A 17,015-nucleotide genomic window follows, 5' to 3' on the forward strand; every position below is an offset into this window, starting at 1 on the left:
AGAAAATATAGTTAATAAGTGGACAAGAGGAAATAGTTATTATATTGCAAAAGCAATAAATAGAGAAATAGATAATCCAGATCAAAGGATAGCAAATGATATTAACCAGGATATTTAGTTTGGGTTGCATTAATATATGCCTCATTAGGTACTTATTTAACGCATAAAATAGGTAAGCCATTATCAGAAATACTGTTTAGAGGTGAGAAAACAGAAGCCGATTTCAGGCATCAATTAATCAGAACAAGAGAAAATGCAGAAGCAATAGCTATGTATGATGCAGGAAAGTTTGAGAAAGATGGAATAATGCAAAAATTTACAAAAATAGTTAAAAATACTAAAAAGATGATATTTAGAGAAATGAAGATTATATCATTTGTATCATTTTATAATTAAACAGCAGTTATATTGCCGATTTTAGTATTAGCTCCTAGATATTTTGCAGCAGCAATAACTTTAGGGGTTTTAATGCAAACGATAAAAGCATTTGATGAAATAAAAACAGCATTATCCTGGATGATAGAGTCATATATTAATATAGCTACATTAAAGGCAGTATTAGAGAGATTACATGGATTTCAAAATAGCATAGAAGAATGTGGAGAGGAAAATAAAAAGAATAAAGTACAGATTAAATTTAAAGGAAGTAATATTCAATTAAAAAATTTAGAAATATGCTTGCCTAATGGTGAGAAAATATTAGAAAAAACAACAGAGAAAATAATAAAGAATAATTATATATTAAAGGGAGAGAATGGGAGTGGCAAATCCACTATATTTAGAACGTTAAAAGGTATATGGCCATATTCTTCTGGAGAAATTATATATCCTAAAAATTCAAAAATAATGTTTATACCGCAAAAAGGTTATATGCCATATGGAAAATTGAGATTAGCCCTTATTTACCCACTACTTGAGTATAAAAACACAACTATAATACTTATAACTCATAAAAATAAAGTAATGCCAAAATTTTCTAAGATTATTGATAAAAATCGGCTACATTTGTATTTTAACCATTAAAATCTGTAATGTTAAAAGAGATAATAATATATGCAACGTTAATTTTATTTTTATTTGTTGGGGTATTATTTAGAAAGAAAATAAAAAATTTTAAAGAGTATGCTTTAGGTGGTAAACCAATTTCAAAATTAGCGTTATCTGCAACTGTTACAGCAATAGCAATTGGTGGTGAATCAACAATAGGGAGTGTATCTCAAGTTCATGAAATAGGTTTGGTTTTTATGCCAATGCTGTTATGCATACCAATTTCTCTTGTTTTATTTTCTTATTTAATTCCAAAGATTAAGAGTTATTATGGCTGTATCTCAATGCCGGAGATGATAAGTAAAATGTATGGTGGTAATATAAGGCTAAGGCAACATATAGGGGGAGTTTCATTTGTTTTTTTATTAGGTGCGCTTTCAATGCAAGTCAAATCACTCTCTTCATTTTTTACTAGTATACTTGGATATAATGGGGAAATAAGTGCGATTATTTCATTCATAATAATTGTTGCTTATACCTCTACTAAAGGAATAGTAGGAGTTATAAAAACGGATATATTACAATTTTTCATTTTTATTATCATCTTACCTATAATTACAATATTTCTAGTGCAAGATAATGGTCATAATATAGAGAATTTAATTACCAGTGTGCCGCAAGAAAGCTTTAAGAAAAATATTAGCTGGTGGAGTATAATTGCAATAATTATAGGCTTTTGCCTTCCAGATGATACTCCTGATATGATGCATAGATTTTTGTTAACAAAAGATGTAAATAAGTTGAAATCAGCTATCAATCTATTATCCTTAATTACTGTTTTATCTACAATAATGGTGATTATTATTGGTGCAATAGGATTAATTAAATATCCAAATGATGATAGTAATCAAATGATATTTATAGTTATTAAAAATTTTTTAAATAACGAAGTATTATATTCTTTATTTGGAATCGCGTTAGCAGCAGTTATAATATCAACTGCTGATTCAGTTATTAATACTGCTTCAGTTATATTTGTTAATGATATATTGCTGAAATCACAACAAAAAAGTGGATTATTTTTTGCGAGAATTACATGTATAGCAATTGGAGTGTTATCTATTCTTATTACTCTAAATGCCGAGACTATATTTGGAATTATATTATTTTTTGCACAATTATATAATTCAGCAATTTTTGTTCCTTTTGTATTTGGGTTATTTAAGTACAATAAAACACCAATAATGTTTTGGAGTAGTTCATTATTAGGAATAATAAGCTACATAATAGTTTATTTGCTACCTTTAAAATTAGAAGAGGCAACATTTTTGATAAGCTTAAGTGTTAGTATAATAAGTTATATAATTTTTTCAGAAAAGCCTCTTAAATTCATTCTTAATAAGACAAGATTATTGTTTTATATTCAAAATGTTAATAATAAAATTAAAATATCACAATTAAGCTATACAATGTTACCAATCAGCTTATGGATAATTACAAGTGATATAGCTACTGGTAATTTTTCTTTTATAGAATTATCAATTGTAATAATAAATTTAATACTAATATTTTTTACATTCCATTTTGCCTTAACAATAACGTTATTAATTATATATTATAGATGGGATAAGATTATACTAAGGCTAATGTTGTGTTGTTTTTGTGGACTCATTACTGTTGTAATTCTAAATAATAATAGTAGTGATATATCTTCTCAAATAACTAGATTATCTTTAATGATATTATATATATGCGCATCTTCTATTATATTTTTTAGGAAAAATGATAAAATGCTTGAAGATATGCAGATTATGGGAAGTATAATAGCACATGAAATTCGAGGTCCGTTATCATCTATAGCAGGTAATATGGTTTTGCTATTAAATGAAAAAAATAACAATTTGATTAATGAAAATTTAAATATAATAAAGAGAGCGCAGAACAATATAGAAACATTCATAGTAAATATAAAACAAAATTATGATTTAATTCTAGAACTAACTTGCCTAGGTAAGTTAATCAGAGAAGCTTTAAATGATTATGGTTTAACTAATGAAGAATGGAAATTAATACAATATAAAGAGATAAAAAATAATAATCTAATAAAGCTTGATAAATTTTTAGTTAAGCAAGTAATTGTTAATCTTATAAAAAATGCTTTATATCAGAGAAAAAAATATCAAAGAGGAAATATTAAAATAGAAGCATATGAAAATAAAATAGTTGTATATGACGATATTATAGGGATAGATGAGAAATTTATTCCATATATTTTTCATCATTTTACTACAACAAATAAAGATGGTAGTGGATTGGGTTTAGCATTTTGTAAATATGCTATGGAAAAAATGAATGGGAGAAGAATATGTGAGTCTAAAATGAGTGAATATACAAAATTTACTTTGATATTTTCTATTAGTGAATAAAATTACATTATATTTGTAATATAATAAATTATCTATTATCATATAAATAATTTTATTATTATTATTTTTTAAGATGAAAATGTTACCAATATTAAATTTTAAAGGAACTGTAGTATTAGTAGATGATGATATTAACTTTTTAGATGCATCATTAAAATTTTTAAAAAAAGATACACGTAAAGTTCAAGGATTGAGTAACGTAAGTGAAGCAATAAAATATTGTAAAAATTCTATTAAAATAGAAAGCATAATACCTATAAATAATGTATTAGCGGAAGAATTAGAAAATAGTGCTATAGAGCTTTATGTAAGAGAAATATACAAAATATGTAATTCTGATATAAAAAATAATGTAATTCCAGTAATAATAGCAGATTATCATATGCCAGAGATGGATGGAATAGATTTATTTGAAAAACTAATAAAAATAGTAAATCTAGGAAGAAAAAAATATTTTCAAAGAGCAAGTAAACCATATATTGATATGATTTTAAAAAATGGATCTAATAGTTTATTAGACTCAGATAAATATTCTGATTTTCTCTGGGATATTATGGACCAAAAAGTTGAGGAAAGTTATTTATTGGTAGATAATAGTGGAAATGAAAAACTACTTATAATATCAACAATAGAGAAATCTGAATCAGTCAGTGAAATATGTCAAGAAAGTGAGTATGTTTCTCAGGAATATATAAATTATATAAAAGCTGGACAGAAAATATTATGCACTAATGAAAGCATGATTAATAATGATAAATTATCAAATCATATAAAGGATGCGAAAACATTAAAAATAGGAGATAAAAAAATATTTTATTATTATGGAGATAATATAGCTAATAATGGAGAAAAATTAATAAAAGTGAAATAAGAAAATTTAAATTTTCTTATTTTCTATAAGTGCGTGAGCATAACCAATTAAAATTTTAACATCCTTTATATTTAATTTTTTAGCATTTAAATAAGTATTAAAAATAAATTGTTCAATTTGATATTTAGTAAAATTTTCTTTCAAATCTTTGATCACAGTTAAACAAGCTTCACAAGCGGTGCCATAAAGTGAACTATTTATAATAGTTTTGTCATTATCATTACTGGAAAGAGGTAGATTAACTGCGTCAGCCATTAAGCTAATGTAATCAAATCTTTTGCTTTCTCCCATAAGAACATTAGTTACAGTATATTTTTTTAAACCAGTTATTTCAGCAATATGCCTAACTTCTAGTCTACTACTTCTCATGGCTTCTCTAATTTTTAAAACTATATCTAAAATTTGTTTATTATTGTTAATAGTATTTGACACTGCCTTATCAATGTGTTAATTACATAATAATTATGTATTCAGTGTTTTATTTATAAAATATTAAATTATAATACTCTTAATACATAAATTTTAATAATTATAATATAAAAATGAAGAAAAGTAAATTTTATATATTAAGACCAAGTATAGCCTTAGAGATTAGAGAGACTGAAGCAGTGATTTTAGAAAAGATAGCGATATTCAATAAGGTAAAAATACATAATCTCAAGGGTTGGTGTAATTCGCAAAATTAGGAGCAAGAAATGCAAAAACAAATAAAAAAATACCTAATAATAGCTGTTCTAACAACAGGAATCGGAATTCTACCAGCTTGCAATACAACCACAAAAATTATTAAACATGGTAGTTTAGCCGTTGAAACTAAAATGAGCGACACAGTATTTCTTGATCCAATAGAGGGTGATAAAAAAACAGTATTATTACAAATCAGAAATACTTCAGATAAGTCAGGACTCGATATAGAAGGTAAAATAAGATCAGCAATAGAAAGCAAAGGATATACAATTGTAAATAGTCCTAAAAAAGCCAACATAATGATACAAGCAAATATTTTACAAGTAGGTAGATCAACTTTAGAAAACCCATTTGAAGCAATCAGTAGTGGATATGGTTCAGGGCTTGAGGGATTTGCAACAGGAGCTGCAATTGCAGGTGCCACAGGTGGAAGTGGAAAAAGCATGTTAGGAGTTGGATTGATTACAGGTATAGGAAATACAATATTAGATACAGCAGTAGAGGTTGTCAATTTCACCATGGTTACAGATTTACAAATCAGCGAAAAAGCAGATGGTAATTTTGTCACAGAAAGTAGTGATGCAAGTTTAAAGCAAGGGACTAGTGGTTATAAAAAATCTACATGGGAACAAAAGACTAATTGGAAAAAATACCAAACAAGAATAATGAGTGTGGCTAAGAAAACTAATCTGAAGTTTGAAGAAGCAGAACCTAAGCTAACTGAGGGATTAGTAAAATCAATTTCAGGATTATTATAGCAAATGGAATAAGGAGTAAAGAATGGCAATAGTAAAAGGAATAATAACAAAAGATATAAAAATAGAAAAGATTGATATAAGTCCGATCAAAATAGGTGCATGGGCTCATATAGATCAAGGAGATGGCAAACTATGTTCTAGACTAATTTGCGGTCATAATACATTAGGTTATTGCCATATACATGAGCAAGAACTAGCAAGAGGTGCAAAAGTTAAACTCAATGGAATCATGATAAAAGGAGAGGATAATCACTTCTTAATCGTGAATGAAAAAGCTGGAGTTAAAATAATTAATTAAATACGAGGCCAATATGGATACTGCACAAATAAGTAAACAAGAGAAAGTAATATACCAAGAAAACGCAATAGTGAGTGGAGTAATTTCAAGTGGGTCATGTATTGCGAGTAGAGTAAGTGATGATATATCTGGATTTAGTTGGATGAATATTAAGGAAGACGATGGAGTTGAATGTGAAATTGTGGTGACAGGGAAGAAGTTACATAAATATTTAGAAGAAAATAAAGAGAAACTATGTGTTGGTAAAAAAGTACAGTTAACAGGTTCGTTAAATAAGGGTAAATATATGGATTACTTATATCTAGATGAAAAAAGCAGTATTGAGATAATAAATAATGAGGATTTATGAGCTTTGTAATTTCTTTATCAGTAATGCTAATAAGGAATTTTAAAGATAAAAAAGAGACTAGTCCCCATACTAAAAGACTAACTGGGGAAAGTCAGATCAATGATCAAGATGTAAGAATGATGAAGTAGAATAAAAAATAAAAAATAGAAAATAAAAATAAATTTTTAATAAAAAAGGAGAAAGCATGAGTGCGCCAAGGAAAGTGCATAAAGAACAATCGGTGAAAATCCGATCTATACAAAGTCTAACTAACAGTATAGAACCAACTATTGCATTACATGAGGTGACAAGTGTAATGGAGCCAGTAGAAGGGACATATCAGGCTGCAACGCAAGTGAAGGTGTTGAGCCCCGAAATACTCGATATTATAGAGGCCGACGTTTTTCATTGTGCGGAAGGCTGTATGAAGGGTGACGATATAGTAAGTCATCACTCACTCTATCGGGGTCTAAGTCCGTGGCATGATATGAAATGGAGTTTATGTAAACTTGGGAGATCTTCTATGTTCTCGAAAGAGTATGCTGGAACAAGTCAAAACAGGCGAGAACTGGCAAATGACATAGAAGAAGTCGGACTGCTTCATAATACTCGGAGCATAGGAAAGCTATGTATATGGGTAAGGGAGCAGCAATGTAGTGACTGTGATAGTGGCAACCTGAATAACACACGGAGGTTATAGAGGATGGAAGTAAAGCTAGCACAGATAGCCAAGAAGGCTCAACAGGACAAGAAGTTGAAGTTCACATTGTTGATACATCATGTGAATGATTTGAATCTTGTGGAGTGCTATCAAGAATTCAAGCGAAACAAGGCTTGTGGGATTGATGGCCAAACAGTTGAGGTATATGGCAAAAACCTAGATGCTAATGTTAAGCAATTGGTGGAAAGACTAAAGTCTAAAACTTATCAACCCAAACCAGTAAAAAGAGTATATATACCAAAGGCTGGAAAGAGAGGTAAGAGAGGACTTGGTATACCATCAGTTGAAGATAAATTAGTTCAGATAATGCTAAAGAAAATTCTGGAAAGAATTTATGAAGCAGACTTTCTGGATGTATCATATGGGTTTAGACCTAAACTTAGCTGTCATGATGCAGTTAAAGCGTTAAATAATGAGGTAATGAAGAAACCAATTAACTATATAGTAGAAGTAGATATAAAAGGGTTCTTTGATAATGTTAATCATGAATGGCTGCAACGATGTTTAAAGGAAAGAATTATTGATAAGAATTTAATACTGTTAATAAATAGATTCCTCAGAGCAGGATATGTTGAAGAAGGTAGATATATAGATACAATATGTGCTGGATTTATGGTTTGAAAAGAAAGTAAAGCCAGTATCAAAAGGGTATGTAGGATTAATAAGATACTGTGATGATTTTGTTGTATGTTGTGAAAGTGAAAAAGATGCAAAGGAATTTTTATTAAAGCTTCAAACTAGACTAGGGAAGTTTGGTTTAGAAATATCTAAAGATAAAACTAAAGTTTTAAGATTTGGACGACAGGTTTGGAAACAAGCTCAAAAGCATAAAAGAAAAGTGGAAACTTTTAACTTTCTTGGATTCACACATTATTGTGGTAAGAGTAGACGAGGATATTTTGTTGTGGGACATAAAACCAGTAAAGAAAATATATGTCGTAAACTCAAGGAAACTAAGGAATGGATAAAGAAGATACGGTCTAAACTGAAGCTTAAAGAGTGGTGGCCAACATTGAAGTCTAAATTGACGGGACATTATAATTATTTTGGAGTTAGCGGTAATTATCACTGCCTGAAACAGTTTTATAATCAAATAGTGAGTATGGTGTTTAAGTGGGTAAACAGAAGAAGTCAGAAGAAAAGTATATCTTTTGAAATATACTGTAGCTATTTACAACATAATCCACTACCAATACCGAGGATATGCTATGCACTGTATTGAGAGCCAGAGAGGTAAATACCATATTGAAGAGCCGTGTGCGAGAAAATCGCAAGCACGGTTCTGTAGTGGGAGTTATAGTATAAACTTCGGTATTAAACTAAATTTTAACTTAATTAAGGAGATAATACTATGACTTCTACCAGATATAAAATTATATATAAAAATAACAATGATCATAATTGCAACTTAGAGCCGAGCAAAGCTTTTAAAAAAAGACAATGGCTTTATTATTTATCAATAATATGCTTAGTAATCATATTATTTATACCAGATGCTAATGCTGCAAGTGGTGGAAGCCAAGAAGAGGTAGAGGTATTTAAGAATGTAACAAATAAAGTCATAAGTTGGATAGATGGTGGATTTGGAAAGATGGTCATAGTGTTATCTTTAGTTGTAACTATATTTATGGGAATCATGGGATTTAAAGTGCAGCAAATATTAATACCGATCACACTGGGATTATTATTGATGTCAGTAAAAATGATAGCAGGATTGTTTTTTTAATTAGTGAGGAAGAAATGGAACAAGAAAATGAGAAATAGAATACCAAAGACATTAGATAACCCAGTAAGGGCTATAGGAATACCAATAGATACTTTGATAATAGGTGGAGTGATATGGGTAATACTATTTTTATTTGATGTGGCATTTATAGGATTAGTAAGTGGTGTGATATCTGCGTATTTATATCAAAGATATAGGAAGAGATCATTCATAAGAGTAATGGCAAGGATGCTTTATTGGTATTTACCAGCATCACTTAATCCAATTAAGCAAGGAGTTAAGGGGTATGAAAGAAAAATAATAGTTAAAGGATATAAAGATGGAAAATAATTTAAGATTACAAAGAAATTTAGCATTACTTGGGTTTATTGTAATGATAGCTGCAAATATTGTATTGGGGGTGGTTATTTATACTAAAGATACAAAAACAATATTAGTACTTAGTATTGAGCAAAGGTTAGAAGTTACAACAAAAACTGCATCACAAGAATATTTAAAATTAAGAGCGGCAGAAGTTCATCATTTATTATTTGGAATGAACAAGGGGAACGCTGATAAAGTAAAAGAGTTATTGTTGGCAAATGTTGATAATGGGCTTCGGAAGGGATTTAAAGAACAAATAGAAAAGTTAGTAGAAGATATCAAGAAGAAAGAATATTATTATAATTTTTCTGATATTGTGGAGTACGGGATCAATGAAAAGCCAAGTCAAGATCTCTGGGTATTTAGAGACATATATAGGTGATCAGAGAATTAATAGAGAATATAAGAGTTATTTATATCAATTTGTAAATAGAGGTGGAGTAGTACTACTTTACTCATTTAAAGAGGTGGGTGATGATAAATAGTGGGTATAAATTTATAATAGGAGCAATCTTTATTGTACTTATAGGATTTGCAAATGAAGAAGCAGGAGCAAATGATGTTGCAGGAGAAGAAAATATATTCTATGCAAAGAATAATGAAAAGATCTATTTGGTATTATCGCAAAAAGAAATCAATAGGATACAGTTTTTAGGAGATAAAGTAGATAGTTTACATTATACAGAAGGAGAGATTGAATATAATCCAGCTGAAGAAGATCTGTATTTAAAAGTAAAGGTAGAGAAGCCAGTAAACTTTTTTGTAAAAGTAGAGAGCGGCAAAACATATCAGTTTTTAGTGGTTACATCAGATGTGCCGTCAGTGCAGGTTTTTGTAAAGCCAATATCAAGCAAATCACAAAATAAAAAAATAGGCAATCAAAGCAAATAAATATACAAAGCTCATTACAGAAAGTCAATAAAACTAAAACACTAACAGAGTATGAAGAATCGATACATAAGATAATCAAAGTAGCACAAGCAGAAAAGCCATATATGGGGTATAAGTTTACTAAAGTAAACAAGAATATTATACCTGCTAGATTAGAAATTCCAAATACAAATAAAAAGGCAATTCTGATTACAAATGTACTACTGCTAAAAGGGGAGGGATTAATTGCACATAAAATAGAGGTGACCAATAAAAGTAATAAAGAGGTGATTATAAGAGGTAAAATATTTGAAAGATATTTTTCAAAAGTAGTAGCAAATTATGTTGAGAAAGAGGTTATAAAGCCTGATGAGAGAGTAAGTGTAATAGTAGTTAGTGAGGCGAAATGAATAAGAGGTTTGATCTAAGAAAATATTATTTGGTATTAAAGGGTCAATTTGCGAAATATTTTTTAGCAAATGAAGATTCAAATGAGAAGAATCAGAAGAAGCAGAATAGGCTGGCAAAATTAGTAATAATATGTGCTATAGCGAGTTTAGCAGGTATATTTGTATTTGGAGATAAAAAGGAAGAGAAGGAGCCAGAAGAAAAGCCAGATACGCAAGGGTTTGAAGTGGATAATTTGGCTAAGGGAGTAAGTTATGAAGAGATGTGGATGAAACAGGCGGGACAAGTAGTAGAAGGAGTGAAGCAAAAGCAAGAGATGTCTGAGAAAAAGCATGAGCAGATAGTTAGTAATTTAGAAAAGAGTAAGATAGGAAGAGAAGAGCTAGATATAATTTTAAATGAGCAAAAGAAGCAATTACAAGAAGAATTTGATAGAAGGCTACAAGAGGAAAATGGCAAGTTAATGAAGGAGCAGGAAAGTCTTAAGAATGAAGTAGCTAATATGGGGTATGCGCAAGTACATAAGAAAACTAATTACCAATTTGGTAAGTATATACCAGCAGGATCACATGTAAAAGCCGTATTAATATCAGGAGTAGATGCTGGAATAGGGATAAGCAGTGAAGCTGATCCTAGGCATGTACTTATGAAGATAACTGGTAGTGTTACATCAGCAGGATTTGGAGCTGAGCCAATGAGAACAAAAGTATTAATTGGATGTATGATGCAGGGCACATTTGTGGGGGATATTTCAAGTGAAAAAGCTTATATTAAGCCAACTGTTATGACCTGTGCAAAAAAGCCAAATACGGTTATAGAGGTTTCAATAAAAGGATATGTTATATCACAAGGTAAGAGTGGTGTTAGAGGTCAGGTAATATCAAGAGAGGGTGATTTAGTACTCAAGAGTTTCTTAAGTGGTGCGATATCTGGAATGGGCACAGGAGTATCTAGAAGTACAGAGCCAACAATTAAGTTATCTGGTGGGACATTATCTGGAGAGAAGCCAGGTATTAAGGATATATTTAAAGGTGGGATATCAGAGGGTATTGGAAGTAGTAGCGATAGATTAAGTGATTATTTTATAAAGAAAGCTGAGCAGTATCAACCAGTGATTAGTATAGATGAGGGTACGATAATAGACATAGTTTTTCAAGAAGGTTTTAGTTTAGAAGAGGTGCAAAGTGAAAAATAGGTTAATTTTAATATTGTCATTGATAATCATTACATCATTTACAGGATGTTCTAAATATAGTCAAGAATGGCAATGTGGGATTATAAAAGGGATAGGTTGTGCTGATTTAGAAAAATCAGAAGCGGTTGCGAAGGATCAGATAATTTTAAATACTGAAAATTTAAAATCATCTGAATTAAAAGGAAAGCTTGAGATTAAAGAACATTATGAAGGATTTAAAAAAGTGAAAAAGAAAATAATAGAGGGTATTGAATAAGGGGGTATAGATGAAAGGTTTCTTTAACACAGTTCTAGATAGTTATAAAGAAGTATTTAAAGATATTAAGCATGATAGTTTAGAGATAATTGGGAGAGGATTAAAATCTAGAGAACTAAATAATAGTTTAGAAGAATCTAAAATATGGGATCATTTGCCATATGATGAGTATAGTGATGGAATTTTTAAAAATAAAAATAGTTATGGATTTATACTAAAAGTAAGTCATTTTTCAGGGCTTAGTGAACAAAAAAAGGATGTGCTTGGTAGCTTTGTAAATTATGAAGTGCCGACAGAATGTTATCTAGAAATAATAAACTATGCATCACCAAAAATAGGTCATATTACTAATAAATATTTAGATGCCAGTCAAAGGGGATCTTTATATGAAAAGCTAGCTAGAAGAAGGGTAGATTATATTAATTCTGGAAGTTGGAAGAACATACTTGGAAATAAAGGATTTTATATTTTTAGGGATTTCTCGTTATATTTTGTGGTTACAGTTAAAAGGGAAGAAGATTTAGAAGTACTAAAGACATTTAAAGAGAAGATGCATTATACGCTTGAAAGACTAGGGTGCAGTGTAGAGATAGTTGATGATATGGAGTTAGCGGTGTTACTTAAGGAGTTCTTATATTAAAAGATTTGAGTTTTTAGAAGATGATAGAGTGTTAACTGCAATCTGGATATTGATTGTGACGATATTATTTGGGTTAATATTATTTTATAAAACACCCAGTCATGCAAAAGACTTTGGAGTGGAAGGTCACTTATGGGAGATAGCAGAGGAAGATATATTAGAATATATAGAGAAAAAGCTAAAGGTAGTGGATGTTGAGAAGTTAAAAGAAGAGATGATAGATAAGACTAAAAAGAGAGTAGAGGAACCTGAAGAAGTTTCTGGCATAGGGACATCTAGTTCTGAAAGGATATATTATTATGATCCTAGTTATATAGTTCCTGAAGATATATATGATCAAAATGGAAATTTACTTTATAAAGCTGGATATAAAGTTAATCCGCTGGGTAAAGTGCCACTTAGAGAAAGGTTGATATTTGTAAGTGGGAATAATGAGTATCAAGTAAGATATGCACTTAAGAAGAGAAAAGAATATGGTGGTGCAGCAAAGATAATTTTAACATCGGGTAAGCCTCTTGATATACAGAGAAAGGAGAAAGTATGGATATATTTTGATCAGCAAGGAGTGCTTACAACAAAATTAGGTGTTAAAGCAGTGCCTGCGATAGTAGAGCAATCAGGTTTGAGACTTGAGATTACTGAACTGGGTGAAGAAGAATGGAAGAAATAAAAGTAATTCAGGAGAGTCAATATCAAAATAATCAGCCTTTGCGAGATATAAAGTATATGCCATACCAGACTTTAGAACCGATTAAGGGAGTGGGGCTCACAAAGGCTAATGATAAATTGATATGTGTATCAAATTACAGAAGCATTATACATTCTAATCAAGAAAAAAGCATCAAGAAAATTAGAAAAAAGTTAAAAAATTTAATAGAAAAGAGGCCTTTGTATAATGTTCTAAAGGGAAAATATGGTTTAAATAAAGAGAAATATCAATATGAAAGTGATTATTTAATTACAAAGGCCTCTTATAACAAATACACAACAGTCAGACTATCATTGATTTTAATTATTTGCACTATAAATATCTTTATAGTTACTCCAACTAAAGCAGAAGATGTTGAAAGTAATGCTAAAAGGTGCAAAGGACAGTTTATAAATCCAATAACAGATGTTTGCTGGGAATGTTTATTTCCAATCACAATAGGGAGTATAGAACTTAAAAGAAGTGACAAGCCAGATACGAAGAACTCAAGATCTCCATTATGCTTATGTATAAAGAATAAAATGCCTATACCAGGAGTTACAGGTGATTTTTGGGAGCCAGCTAGGATGACAGATATAAGTGCGGAGCCATATTGCTTTGTGAATCTAGGTGGAGTGAAGATAGATATGGGGATAGAAAGAGGGTATGGAGCAAGGAATAAAGCTGCGAGTGGAGAAACAGCTAAAGTATATGTGCATTATTATGTATATCCACTTTTATTAATGCTGAATATATTTACAGATGTAATTTGTTTGGAGAGAGTGGGGTTTGATTTATTTTGGACAACAGAGTTAGATCCAACTACAGATGATGAATTATCACTTTTAATGCATCCAGAGGCATTTTTATTTAATAATATGCGGTATCACAATCAGCATGTGCAGTAGATTGTATAAAAACCTCAATGCCAAAGGCATCACTACCAATAGATTCATTATTTTGGTGTAATGGGTGCCAGGGTACTTTTTATCCAATGAATGGATCAATTAATTATCATAATGGGGGAGTGTCAGATGCACTTTCTGCAACAGGTAAGATAATTGCAAAAATGCATAGAAGTGGACTGGGAGCTAATACAAGCGGTACTAGTAATAAAGCACTTTGTGAAAAAGTAATAGCACCAGTTATTAAGAAATCACAATATCGTTATCAGTTGATAAATCCAGATTCAAGTAAAACATGTTATCCCCCTGGTAGCAGTACTACCAAATTTGAAGCAGGAAAAGAAGTTCCAGTAGTGAGAGAAGACTTTGGATATCTTATATGGCAAAAGAGATCGTGTTGTATATTATGAGGTATTAGAAATGAGGTTTTATAAAAATAGCAATCATCAAGACCATAAAAAGACCAATCAGCCATTGTGTTATACTATTTTTATTGATAGCCATTTGCGCAATAATGTCTTTTCTAAGCAGTTCCATTTCAGATTTAGTATCTTTTTTAAGATCATGAATATCATGTTTGATACTAATAATTTCTTTATTAACAGTATCAAATCTTTCCTTAACTTCTTCTTTAAAATCAAAAAAATCATCTTTAGAGACAAGATTAGAAAGGTCAGTTTTCCTACTAATAGAAATGGAATTCACAATAGCTTCAGCAATTCTATCTTCAAGTCCAGCAGCATGGAGTTGCTTAACAGCAGCAAGAGTATCGAAATTAGTAAAATGTTCAGTTTTCATAAAGCTATTCATAAATTTATTAATAATATTATAAGGTATGGGGCTAATAAATTCAAGATAATAACCATTATTATGACAATTTTTTTGGTGCAAGAAATAGAAGCTAGAGAGGGGGTGTGGGATGCTAGAATAGCACAAGATAAAATAATTTCACGTCTTAAAGAAAGTGGAGCACTTAAAGAGCAAAAGAAATTAGCGAAGAAAATGCAAGAGAAGGCTGCTAGAGAAAAGATAGAATATGAAGGATTTAGTAAAACAGAAAATTTTGATAAAGGTGATACACTTAAAAATGAAAAGCTAGCAGAAGAAACTTTTAAAAAAATAAAAGTGGACGAAAAAGTGTATAAGAAGGTGGTATCGAATTTTGAAAATAAGGCAAAGGAAGAAGAGGAATGGGCTAAGGATGCTGTAAAAAATATAGAGAATAAGATATATGAATATAGTCAGAATCAATTAGAAATAAAGATTGATGAGGAAGCTCGAGAAGATGCTGAGATAAATAAATATCTAAACAGTTATAGCCAAATACTTAAGGACAATAAAACAGATCAGTCAATTCCTGAAGGGCTTTATGTAGCAGTAAGTTTATCGATGCCAGAGCAAACATTAGTTAATTTATTTAATTGGTCGCAGAAGTTAGGTGGCAAATTAATAATGAGAGGTTTAAAGAATAATAATTTCACAGAGACAATTGCTGCAATAAAGGGATTATCAGATAAAGGTATAGCAGTTGATATAAATCCAAAGATTTTTAGGGCTTATGAGATAAAGCAGGTGCCAGTATTTGTGTTAATACAAAATGGAAAATCGGATTTAATGAAAGGGAATGTAAGTTTAAAATATGCAGTTGAGCAGTTTAAAGAGAAGGGAGATTTAAAAAAGGAGGCTGCTGCGTGGTTAGAGAAATTACAATAATTAGCCTTGTACTAAAATTATTTTTAAGCAATGTTTGTTTTGCAAGCAATAGAGTATTAAGTGAAGCAAAGCTTAAGAAATATAAGGAAGAGGCACAGAGTTGTGCAAATAAGATTGCAAACACAATTATAAAAGGAATGTTTGAGCATGATTTAGATAGTTCGTATAATGTAAATTTAAAATCTAGTTTTAGTCATTATAAAGGAGAGAATGTTGAGGGAACAGGCCTTGATATAAAAAGAGCAGAAGATAAAGGAGCAGTACAAAGAAATCTTGGAAAGACAGGAGAAAACACAAAGTGTAATGAAAAAGAGTGTGAGCTAGGCAAGTTATTTAGTTCAAGTGCAATAAATGATAGGGATGTAAAGTTGGAAGAAGCTGGATTTAAAAAGGATGCTGAAGGAAATGTAATAGATAATAAGGGATATATAGATAAAGCAAAGAAAAAGTCTCAAAAAGCAGTAAAGAACTTTGATTTTATAAAGGGAGAATATAAAAACTGTACGCCACCTGATTCATATACAGTATCTAGGATAAAAGAGAGTTGTGATCAGTATTATGATGTAGCGCATAATAATTGTCCAATAGATTAGGTGGTGGAGATAGATCCTAGATATACATACGAGTGCCATAAAAAAAGAGAGGTAAGGGAGAAGATATGTAAAGAGGAAGTAAATACTAGGTGTAACAAGGTAATGGATTGTGGCTTTAATGCTGGGGGTATAGTTGAAGGAAGTGTAGATACAGGTATTGATTGGAATTATAGTTATCCTAGTGTGATTATCTCTAGCTTTTACATGTATACAATCTCTAAATATAATATTGGATATATACTCTCTAATGGTCGTGTTTGCCAGCTATTTACTTCTTCTATTACTCCGTCAGTGACTGTTGATATTAGGTCTTTTGATACTTCTGTTTGATATATTTCTTTTATATGCTCTTGGATCTCACTCATTGTCATACCTCTGCCATACAATGAGATAACTTGATCATCAAACCCTTTAAATCTCCTAATTCCCTTAGGTACTAATTGTGGCTCATATTCTCCCTCTCTATCTCTTGGTACTTCTATTGCTACTTTATTACCCTCATTATCTATTATTGTTTTATTATAACTACCATTCCTTCTATTACCACTCTTCTTCTCTTTTTTACTGTGCTTATCATATCCT

General features: G+C 30.4%; 28 protein-coding genes and 1 pseudogene. 26 read left to right on the forward strand and 3 right to left on the reverse strand.

Features of this window, described 5'->3' with window-relative positions:
- Positions 1-7: 7 nt before the first annotated feature.
- The 4 genes and pseudogenes from h2es_RS07990 to h2es_RS06985 all read left to right on the forward strand — a co-directional run bounded on the left by h2es_RS07990 (position 8) and on the right by h2es_RS06985 (position 4,284).
- Positions 8-118, forward strand: coding sequence for a hypothetical protein (locus h2es_RS07990; RefSeq protein ID WP_369122809.1), 111 nt, complete (start codon positions 8-10; stop codon positions 116-118).
- A gap of 5 nt (positions 119-123) precedes the next feature.
- Positions 124-1,023: pseudogene (locus h2es_RS07755) on the forward strand (SbmA/BacA-like family transporter); the annotation flags it as partial.
- An 8-nt stretch (positions 1,024-1,031) separates the two neighbouring features.
- The gene (locus h2es_RS06980) at positions 1,032-3,413 is read left to right on the forward strand and encodes a sodium:solute symporter family transporter (RefSeq protein ID WP_154512623.1); all 2,382 of its coding nucleotides are present in this window, start codon (positions 1,032-1,034) and stop codon (positions 3,411-3,413) included.
- A gap of 79 nt (positions 3,414-3,492) precedes the next feature.
- Entirely contained in the window at positions 3,493-4,284 is a 792-nt protein-coding gene (locus h2es_RS06985) for a response regulator (RefSeq protein WP_154512625.1), read from the forward strand.
- A gap of 6 nt (positions 4,285-4,290) precedes the next feature.
- Here h2es_RS06985 and h2es_RS06990 read toward each other — a convergent pair whose 3' ends face one another.
- The gene (locus h2es_RS06990) at positions 4,291-4,716 is read right to left on the reverse strand and encodes a hypothetical protein (RefSeq protein WP_154512626.1); all 426 of its coding nucleotides are present in this window, start codon (positions 4,714-4,716) and stop codon (positions 4,291-4,293) included.
- 110 nt (positions 4,717-4,826) lie between these two features.
- Here h2es_RS06990 and h2es_RS06995 point away from each other — a divergent pair, with 110 nt between their 5' ends.
- The 20 genes from h2es_RS06995 (at position 4,827) to h2es_RS07860 (ending at position 14,537) form a co-directional block, all read left to right on the forward strand.
- Complete coding sequence (locus h2es_RS06995; protein ID WP_154512628.1) at positions 4,827-4,970, forward strand: hypothetical protein; 144 nt, start codon at positions 4,827-4,829, stop codon at positions 4,968-4,970.
- 9 nt (positions 4,971-4,979) lie between these two features.
- Positions 4,980-5,729: a complement resistance protein TraT gene (locus h2es_RS07000; RefSeq protein ID WP_154512630.1), complete on the forward strand. Its 750-nt coding sequence runs from the start codon at positions 4,980-4,982 to the stop codon at positions 5,727-5,729.
- Between the two features lie 22 nt (positions 5,730-5,751).
- Entirely contained in the window at positions 5,752-6,027 is a 276-nt protein-coding gene (locus tag h2es_RS07005) for a hypothetical protein (protein ID WP_154512632.1), read from the forward strand.
- Positions 6,028-6,040: 13 nt separating this feature from the next.
- Positions 6,041-6,376, forward strand: a complete 336-nt coding sequence (locus tag h2es_RS07010; protein ID WP_154512634.1) for a hypothetical protein — start codon at positions 6,041-6,043, stop codon at positions 6,374-6,376.
- Positions 6,373-6,504 carry a hypothetical protein gene (locus tag h2es_RS07845; protein ID WP_268258917.1) on the forward strand — a complete coding sequence of 44 codons (132 nt, stop codon included), beginning with the start codon at positions 6,373-6,375 and terminating at the stop codon, positions 6,502-6,504. The genes h2es_RS07010 and h2es_RS07845 overlap by 4 nt, the downstream gene beginning before the upstream one ends.
- 338 nt (positions 6,505-6,842) lie before the next feature.
- A complete protein-coding gene (locus tag h2es_RS07585) occupies positions 6,843-7,055 on the forward strand; it encodes a hypothetical protein (protein ID WP_230204297.1) in 213 nt (70 codons plus the stop codon).
- 3 nt (positions 7,056-7,058) lie between these two features.
- Complete coding sequence (locus h2es_RS07850) at positions 7,059-7,697, forward strand: reverse transcriptase domain-containing protein (protein WP_268258918.1); 639 nt, start codon at positions 7,059-7,061, stop codon at positions 7,695-7,697.
- Positions 7,678-8,298 carry a reverse transcriptase domain-containing protein gene (locus h2es_RS07855; protein WP_326845025.1) on the forward strand — a complete coding sequence of 207 codons (621 nt, stop codon included), beginning with the start codon at positions 7,678-7,680 and terminating at the stop codon, positions 8,296-8,298. The genes h2es_RS07850 and h2es_RS07855 overlap by 20 nt, the downstream gene beginning before the upstream one ends.
- Positions 8,299-8,427: 129 nt before the next feature.
- Positions 8,428-8,802: a hypothetical protein gene (locus h2es_RS07025; protein ID WP_154512638.1), complete on the forward strand. Its 375-nt coding sequence runs from the start codon at positions 8,428-8,430 to the stop codon at positions 8,800-8,802.
- A 27-nt stretch (positions 8,803-8,829) separates the two neighbouring features.
- Positions 8,830-9,132, forward strand: a complete 303-nt coding sequence (traL, locus tag h2es_RS07030; RefSeq protein ID WP_154512640.1) for a type IV conjugative transfer system protein TraL — start codon at positions 8,830-8,832, stop codon at positions 9,130-9,132.
- Positions 9,122-9,547 carry a TraE/TraK family type IV conjugative transfer system protein gene (locus tag h2es_RS07035; protein WP_154512642.1) on the forward strand — a complete coding sequence of 142 codons (426 nt, stop codon included), beginning with the start codon at positions 9,122-9,124 and terminating at the stop codon, positions 9,545-9,547. The genes traL and h2es_RS07035 overlap by 11 nt, the downstream gene beginning before the upstream one ends.
- Positions 9,498-9,650, forward strand: coding sequence for a TraE/TraK family type IV conjugative transfer system protein (locus h2es_RS07995; RefSeq protein ID WP_154512644.1), 153 nt, complete (start codon positions 9,498-9,500; stop codon positions 9,648-9,650). Before h2es_RS07035 ends, h2es_RS07995 begins: the two co-directional genes overlap by 50 nt.
- Positions 9,640-10,056 (forward strand): TraK domain-containing protein, encoded by a 417-nt coding sequence (locus h2es_RS07045; protein ID WP_154512646.1) that lies wholly within the window; start codon positions 9,640-9,642, stop codon positions 10,054-10,056. The genes h2es_RS07995 and h2es_RS07045 overlap by 11 nt, the downstream gene beginning before the upstream one ends.
- 2 nt (positions 10,057-10,058) lie before the next feature.
- On the forward strand, positions 10,059-10,445 hold the full coding sequence (locus h2es_RS07050) for a hypothetical protein (RefSeq protein ID WP_462687176.1): 387 nt from the start codon (positions 10,059-10,061) through the stop codon (positions 10,443-10,445).
- Positions 10,442-11,638 (forward strand): TraB/VirB10 family protein, encoded by a 1,197-nt coding sequence (locus h2es_RS07055; RefSeq protein ID WP_154512650.1) that lies wholly within the window; start codon positions 10,442-10,444, stop codon positions 11,636-11,638. The genes h2es_RS07050 and h2es_RS07055 overlap by 4 nt, the downstream gene beginning before the upstream one ends.
- Entirely contained in the window at positions 11,628-11,894 is a 267-nt protein-coding gene (locus tag h2es_RS07060; protein WP_154512652.1) for a hypothetical protein, read from the forward strand. The genes h2es_RS07055 and h2es_RS07060 overlap by 11 nt, the downstream gene beginning before the upstream one ends.
- A 10-nt stretch (positions 11,895-11,904) precedes the next feature.
- Positions 11,905-12,534 carry a TraC family protein gene (locus h2es_RS07065; protein ID WP_154512654.1) on the forward strand — a complete coding sequence of 210 codons (630 nt, stop codon included), beginning with the start codon at positions 11,905-11,907 and terminating at the stop codon, positions 12,532-12,534.
- Between the two features lie 55 nt (positions 12,535-12,589).
- Positions 12,590-13,204, forward strand: coding sequence for a type-F conjugative transfer system protein TraW (traW, locus tag h2es_RS07070; protein ID WP_195910000.1), 615 nt, complete (start codon positions 12,590-12,592; stop codon positions 13,202-13,204).
- Positions 13,192-14,130 (forward strand): TraU family protein, encoded by a 939-nt coding sequence (locus h2es_RS07075; RefSeq protein WP_154512658.1) that lies wholly within the window; start codon positions 13,192-13,194, stop codon positions 14,128-14,130. The genes traW and h2es_RS07075 overlap by 13 nt, the downstream gene beginning before the upstream one ends.
- A gap of 17 nt (positions 14,131-14,147) precedes the next feature.
- Positions 14,148-14,537 carry a TraU family protein gene (locus h2es_RS07860; RefSeq protein ID WP_154512660.1) on the forward strand — a complete coding sequence of 130 codons (390 nt, stop codon included), beginning with the start codon at positions 14,148-14,150 and terminating at the stop codon, positions 14,535-14,537.
- Positions 14,538-14,541: 4 nt separating this feature from the next.
- Here h2es_RS07860 and h2es_RS07590 read toward each other — a convergent pair whose 3' ends face one another.
- Positions 14,542-14,925: a CCDC90 family protein gene (locus h2es_RS07590; protein WP_195910001.1), complete on the reverse strand. Its 384-nt coding sequence runs from the start codon at positions 14,923-14,925 to the stop codon at positions 14,542-14,544.
- A 72-nt stretch (positions 14,926-14,997) separates the two neighbouring features.
- Here h2es_RS07590 and trbC point away from each other — a divergent pair, with 72 nt between their 5' ends.
- Together trbC and h2es_RS07090 are read left to right on the forward strand one after the other, a co-directional pair.
- Positions 14,998-15,840 (forward strand): type-F conjugative transfer system pilin assembly protein TrbC, encoded by an 843-nt coding sequence (gene trbC / locus h2es_RS07085; RefSeq protein ID WP_195910002.1) that lies wholly within the window; start codon positions 14,998-15,000, stop codon positions 15,838-15,840.
- Positions 15,819-16,433: a hypothetical protein gene (locus h2es_RS07090; RefSeq protein ID WP_154512664.1), complete on the forward strand. Its 615-nt coding sequence runs from the start codon at positions 15,819-15,821 to the stop codon at positions 16,431-16,433. Before trbC ends, h2es_RS07090 begins: the two co-directional genes overlap by 22 nt.
- 200 nt (positions 16,434-16,633) lie before the next feature.
- Here h2es_RS07090 and h2es_RS07095 read toward each other — a convergent pair.
- Positions 16,634-17,015 (reverse strand): transposase (locus tag h2es_RS07095; RefSeq protein ID WP_195910003.1); only part of this gene is annotated, 382 nt, incomplete at its 5' end.

This window comes from Rickettsiales endosymbiont of Trichoplax sp. H2, assembly GCF_009690945.1.
In the GTDB taxonomy this organism is placed as follows: Bacteria; Pseudomonadota; Alphaproteobacteria; order Rickettsiales; family Midichloriaceae; genus Aquirickettsia; species Aquirickettsia rohweri.

Bases quoted from the DNA above. Each gene is read 5' to 3' on its own strand.
- h2es_RS06980 (WP_154512623.1), top strand. From the start codon at position 1,032: ATGTTAAAAGAGATAATAATATATGCAACGTTAATTTTATTTTTATTT.
- h2es_RS06985 (WP_154512625.1), top strand. From the start codon at position 3,493: ATGTTACCAATATTAAATTTTAAAGGAACTGTAGTATTAGTAGATGAT.
- h2es_RS06995 (WP_154512628.1), top strand. From the start codon at position 4,827: ATGAAGAAAAGTAAATTTTATATATTAAGACCAAGTATAGCCTTAGAG.
- h2es_RS07000 (WP_154512630.1), top strand. From the start codon at position 4,980: ATGCAAAAACAAATAAAAAAATACCTAATAATAGCTGTTCTAACAACA.
- h2es_RS07005 (WP_154512632.1), top strand. From the start codon at position 5,752: ATGGCAATAGTAAAAGGAATAATAACAAAAGATATAAAAATAGAAAAG.
- h2es_RS07010 (WP_154512634.1), top strand. From the start codon at position 6,041: ATGGATACTGCACAAATAAGTAAACAAGAGAAAGTAATATACCAAGAA.
- h2es_RS07845 (WP_268258917.1), top strand. From the start codon at position 6,373: ATGAGCTTTGTAATTTCTTTATCAGTAATGCTAATAAGGAATTTTAAA.
- h2es_RS07585 (WP_230204297.1), top strand. From the start codon at position 6,843: ATGAAATGGAGTTTATGTAAACTTGGGAGATCTTCTATGTTCTCGAAA.
- h2es_RS07850 (WP_268258918.1), top strand. From the start codon at position 7,059: ATGGAAGTAAAGCTAGCACAGATAGCCAAGAAGGCTCAACAGGACAAG.
- h2es_RS07025 (WP_154512638.1), top strand. From the start codon at position 8,428: ATGACTTCTACCAGATATAAAATTATATATAAAAATAACAATGATCAT.
- traL (WP_154512640.1), top strand. From the start codon at position 8,830: ATGAGAAATAGAATACCAAAGACATTAGATAACCCAGTAAGGGCTATA.
- h2es_RS07035 (WP_154512642.1), top strand. From the start codon at position 9,122: ATGGAAAATAATTTAAGATTACAAAGAAATTTAGCATTACTTGGGTTT.
- h2es_RS07995 (WP_154512644.1), top strand. From the start codon at position 9,498: ATGAAAAGCCAAGTCAAGATCTCTGGGTATTTAGAGACATATATAGGT.
- h2es_RS07045 (WP_154512646.1), top strand. From the start codon at position 9,640: ATGATAAATAGTGGGTATAAATTTATAATAGGAGCAATCTTTATTGTA.
- h2es_RS07055 (WP_154512650.1), top strand. From the start codon at position 10,442: ATGAATAAGAGGTTTGATCTAAGAAAATATTATTTGGTATTAAAGGGT.
- h2es_RS07065 (WP_154512654.1), top strand. From the start codon at position 11,905: ATGAAAGGTTTCTTTAACACAGTTCTAGATAGTTATAAAGAAGTATTT.
- h2es_RS07075 (WP_154512658.1), top strand. From the start codon at position 13,192: ATGGAAGAAATAAAAGTAATTCAGGAGAGTCAATATCAAAATAATCAG.
- h2es_RS07860 (WP_154512660.1), top strand. From the start codon at position 14,148: ATGCCAAAGGCATCACTACCAATAGATTCATTATTTTGGTGTAATGGG.
- h2es_RS07590 (WP_195910001.1), bottom strand. From the start codon at position 14,925: ATGAAAACTGAACATTTTACTAATTTCGATACTCTTGCTGCTGTTAAG.
- trbC (WP_195910002.1), top strand. From the start codon at position 14,998: ATGACAATTTTTTTGGTGCAAGAAATAGAAGCTAGAGAGGGGGTGTGG.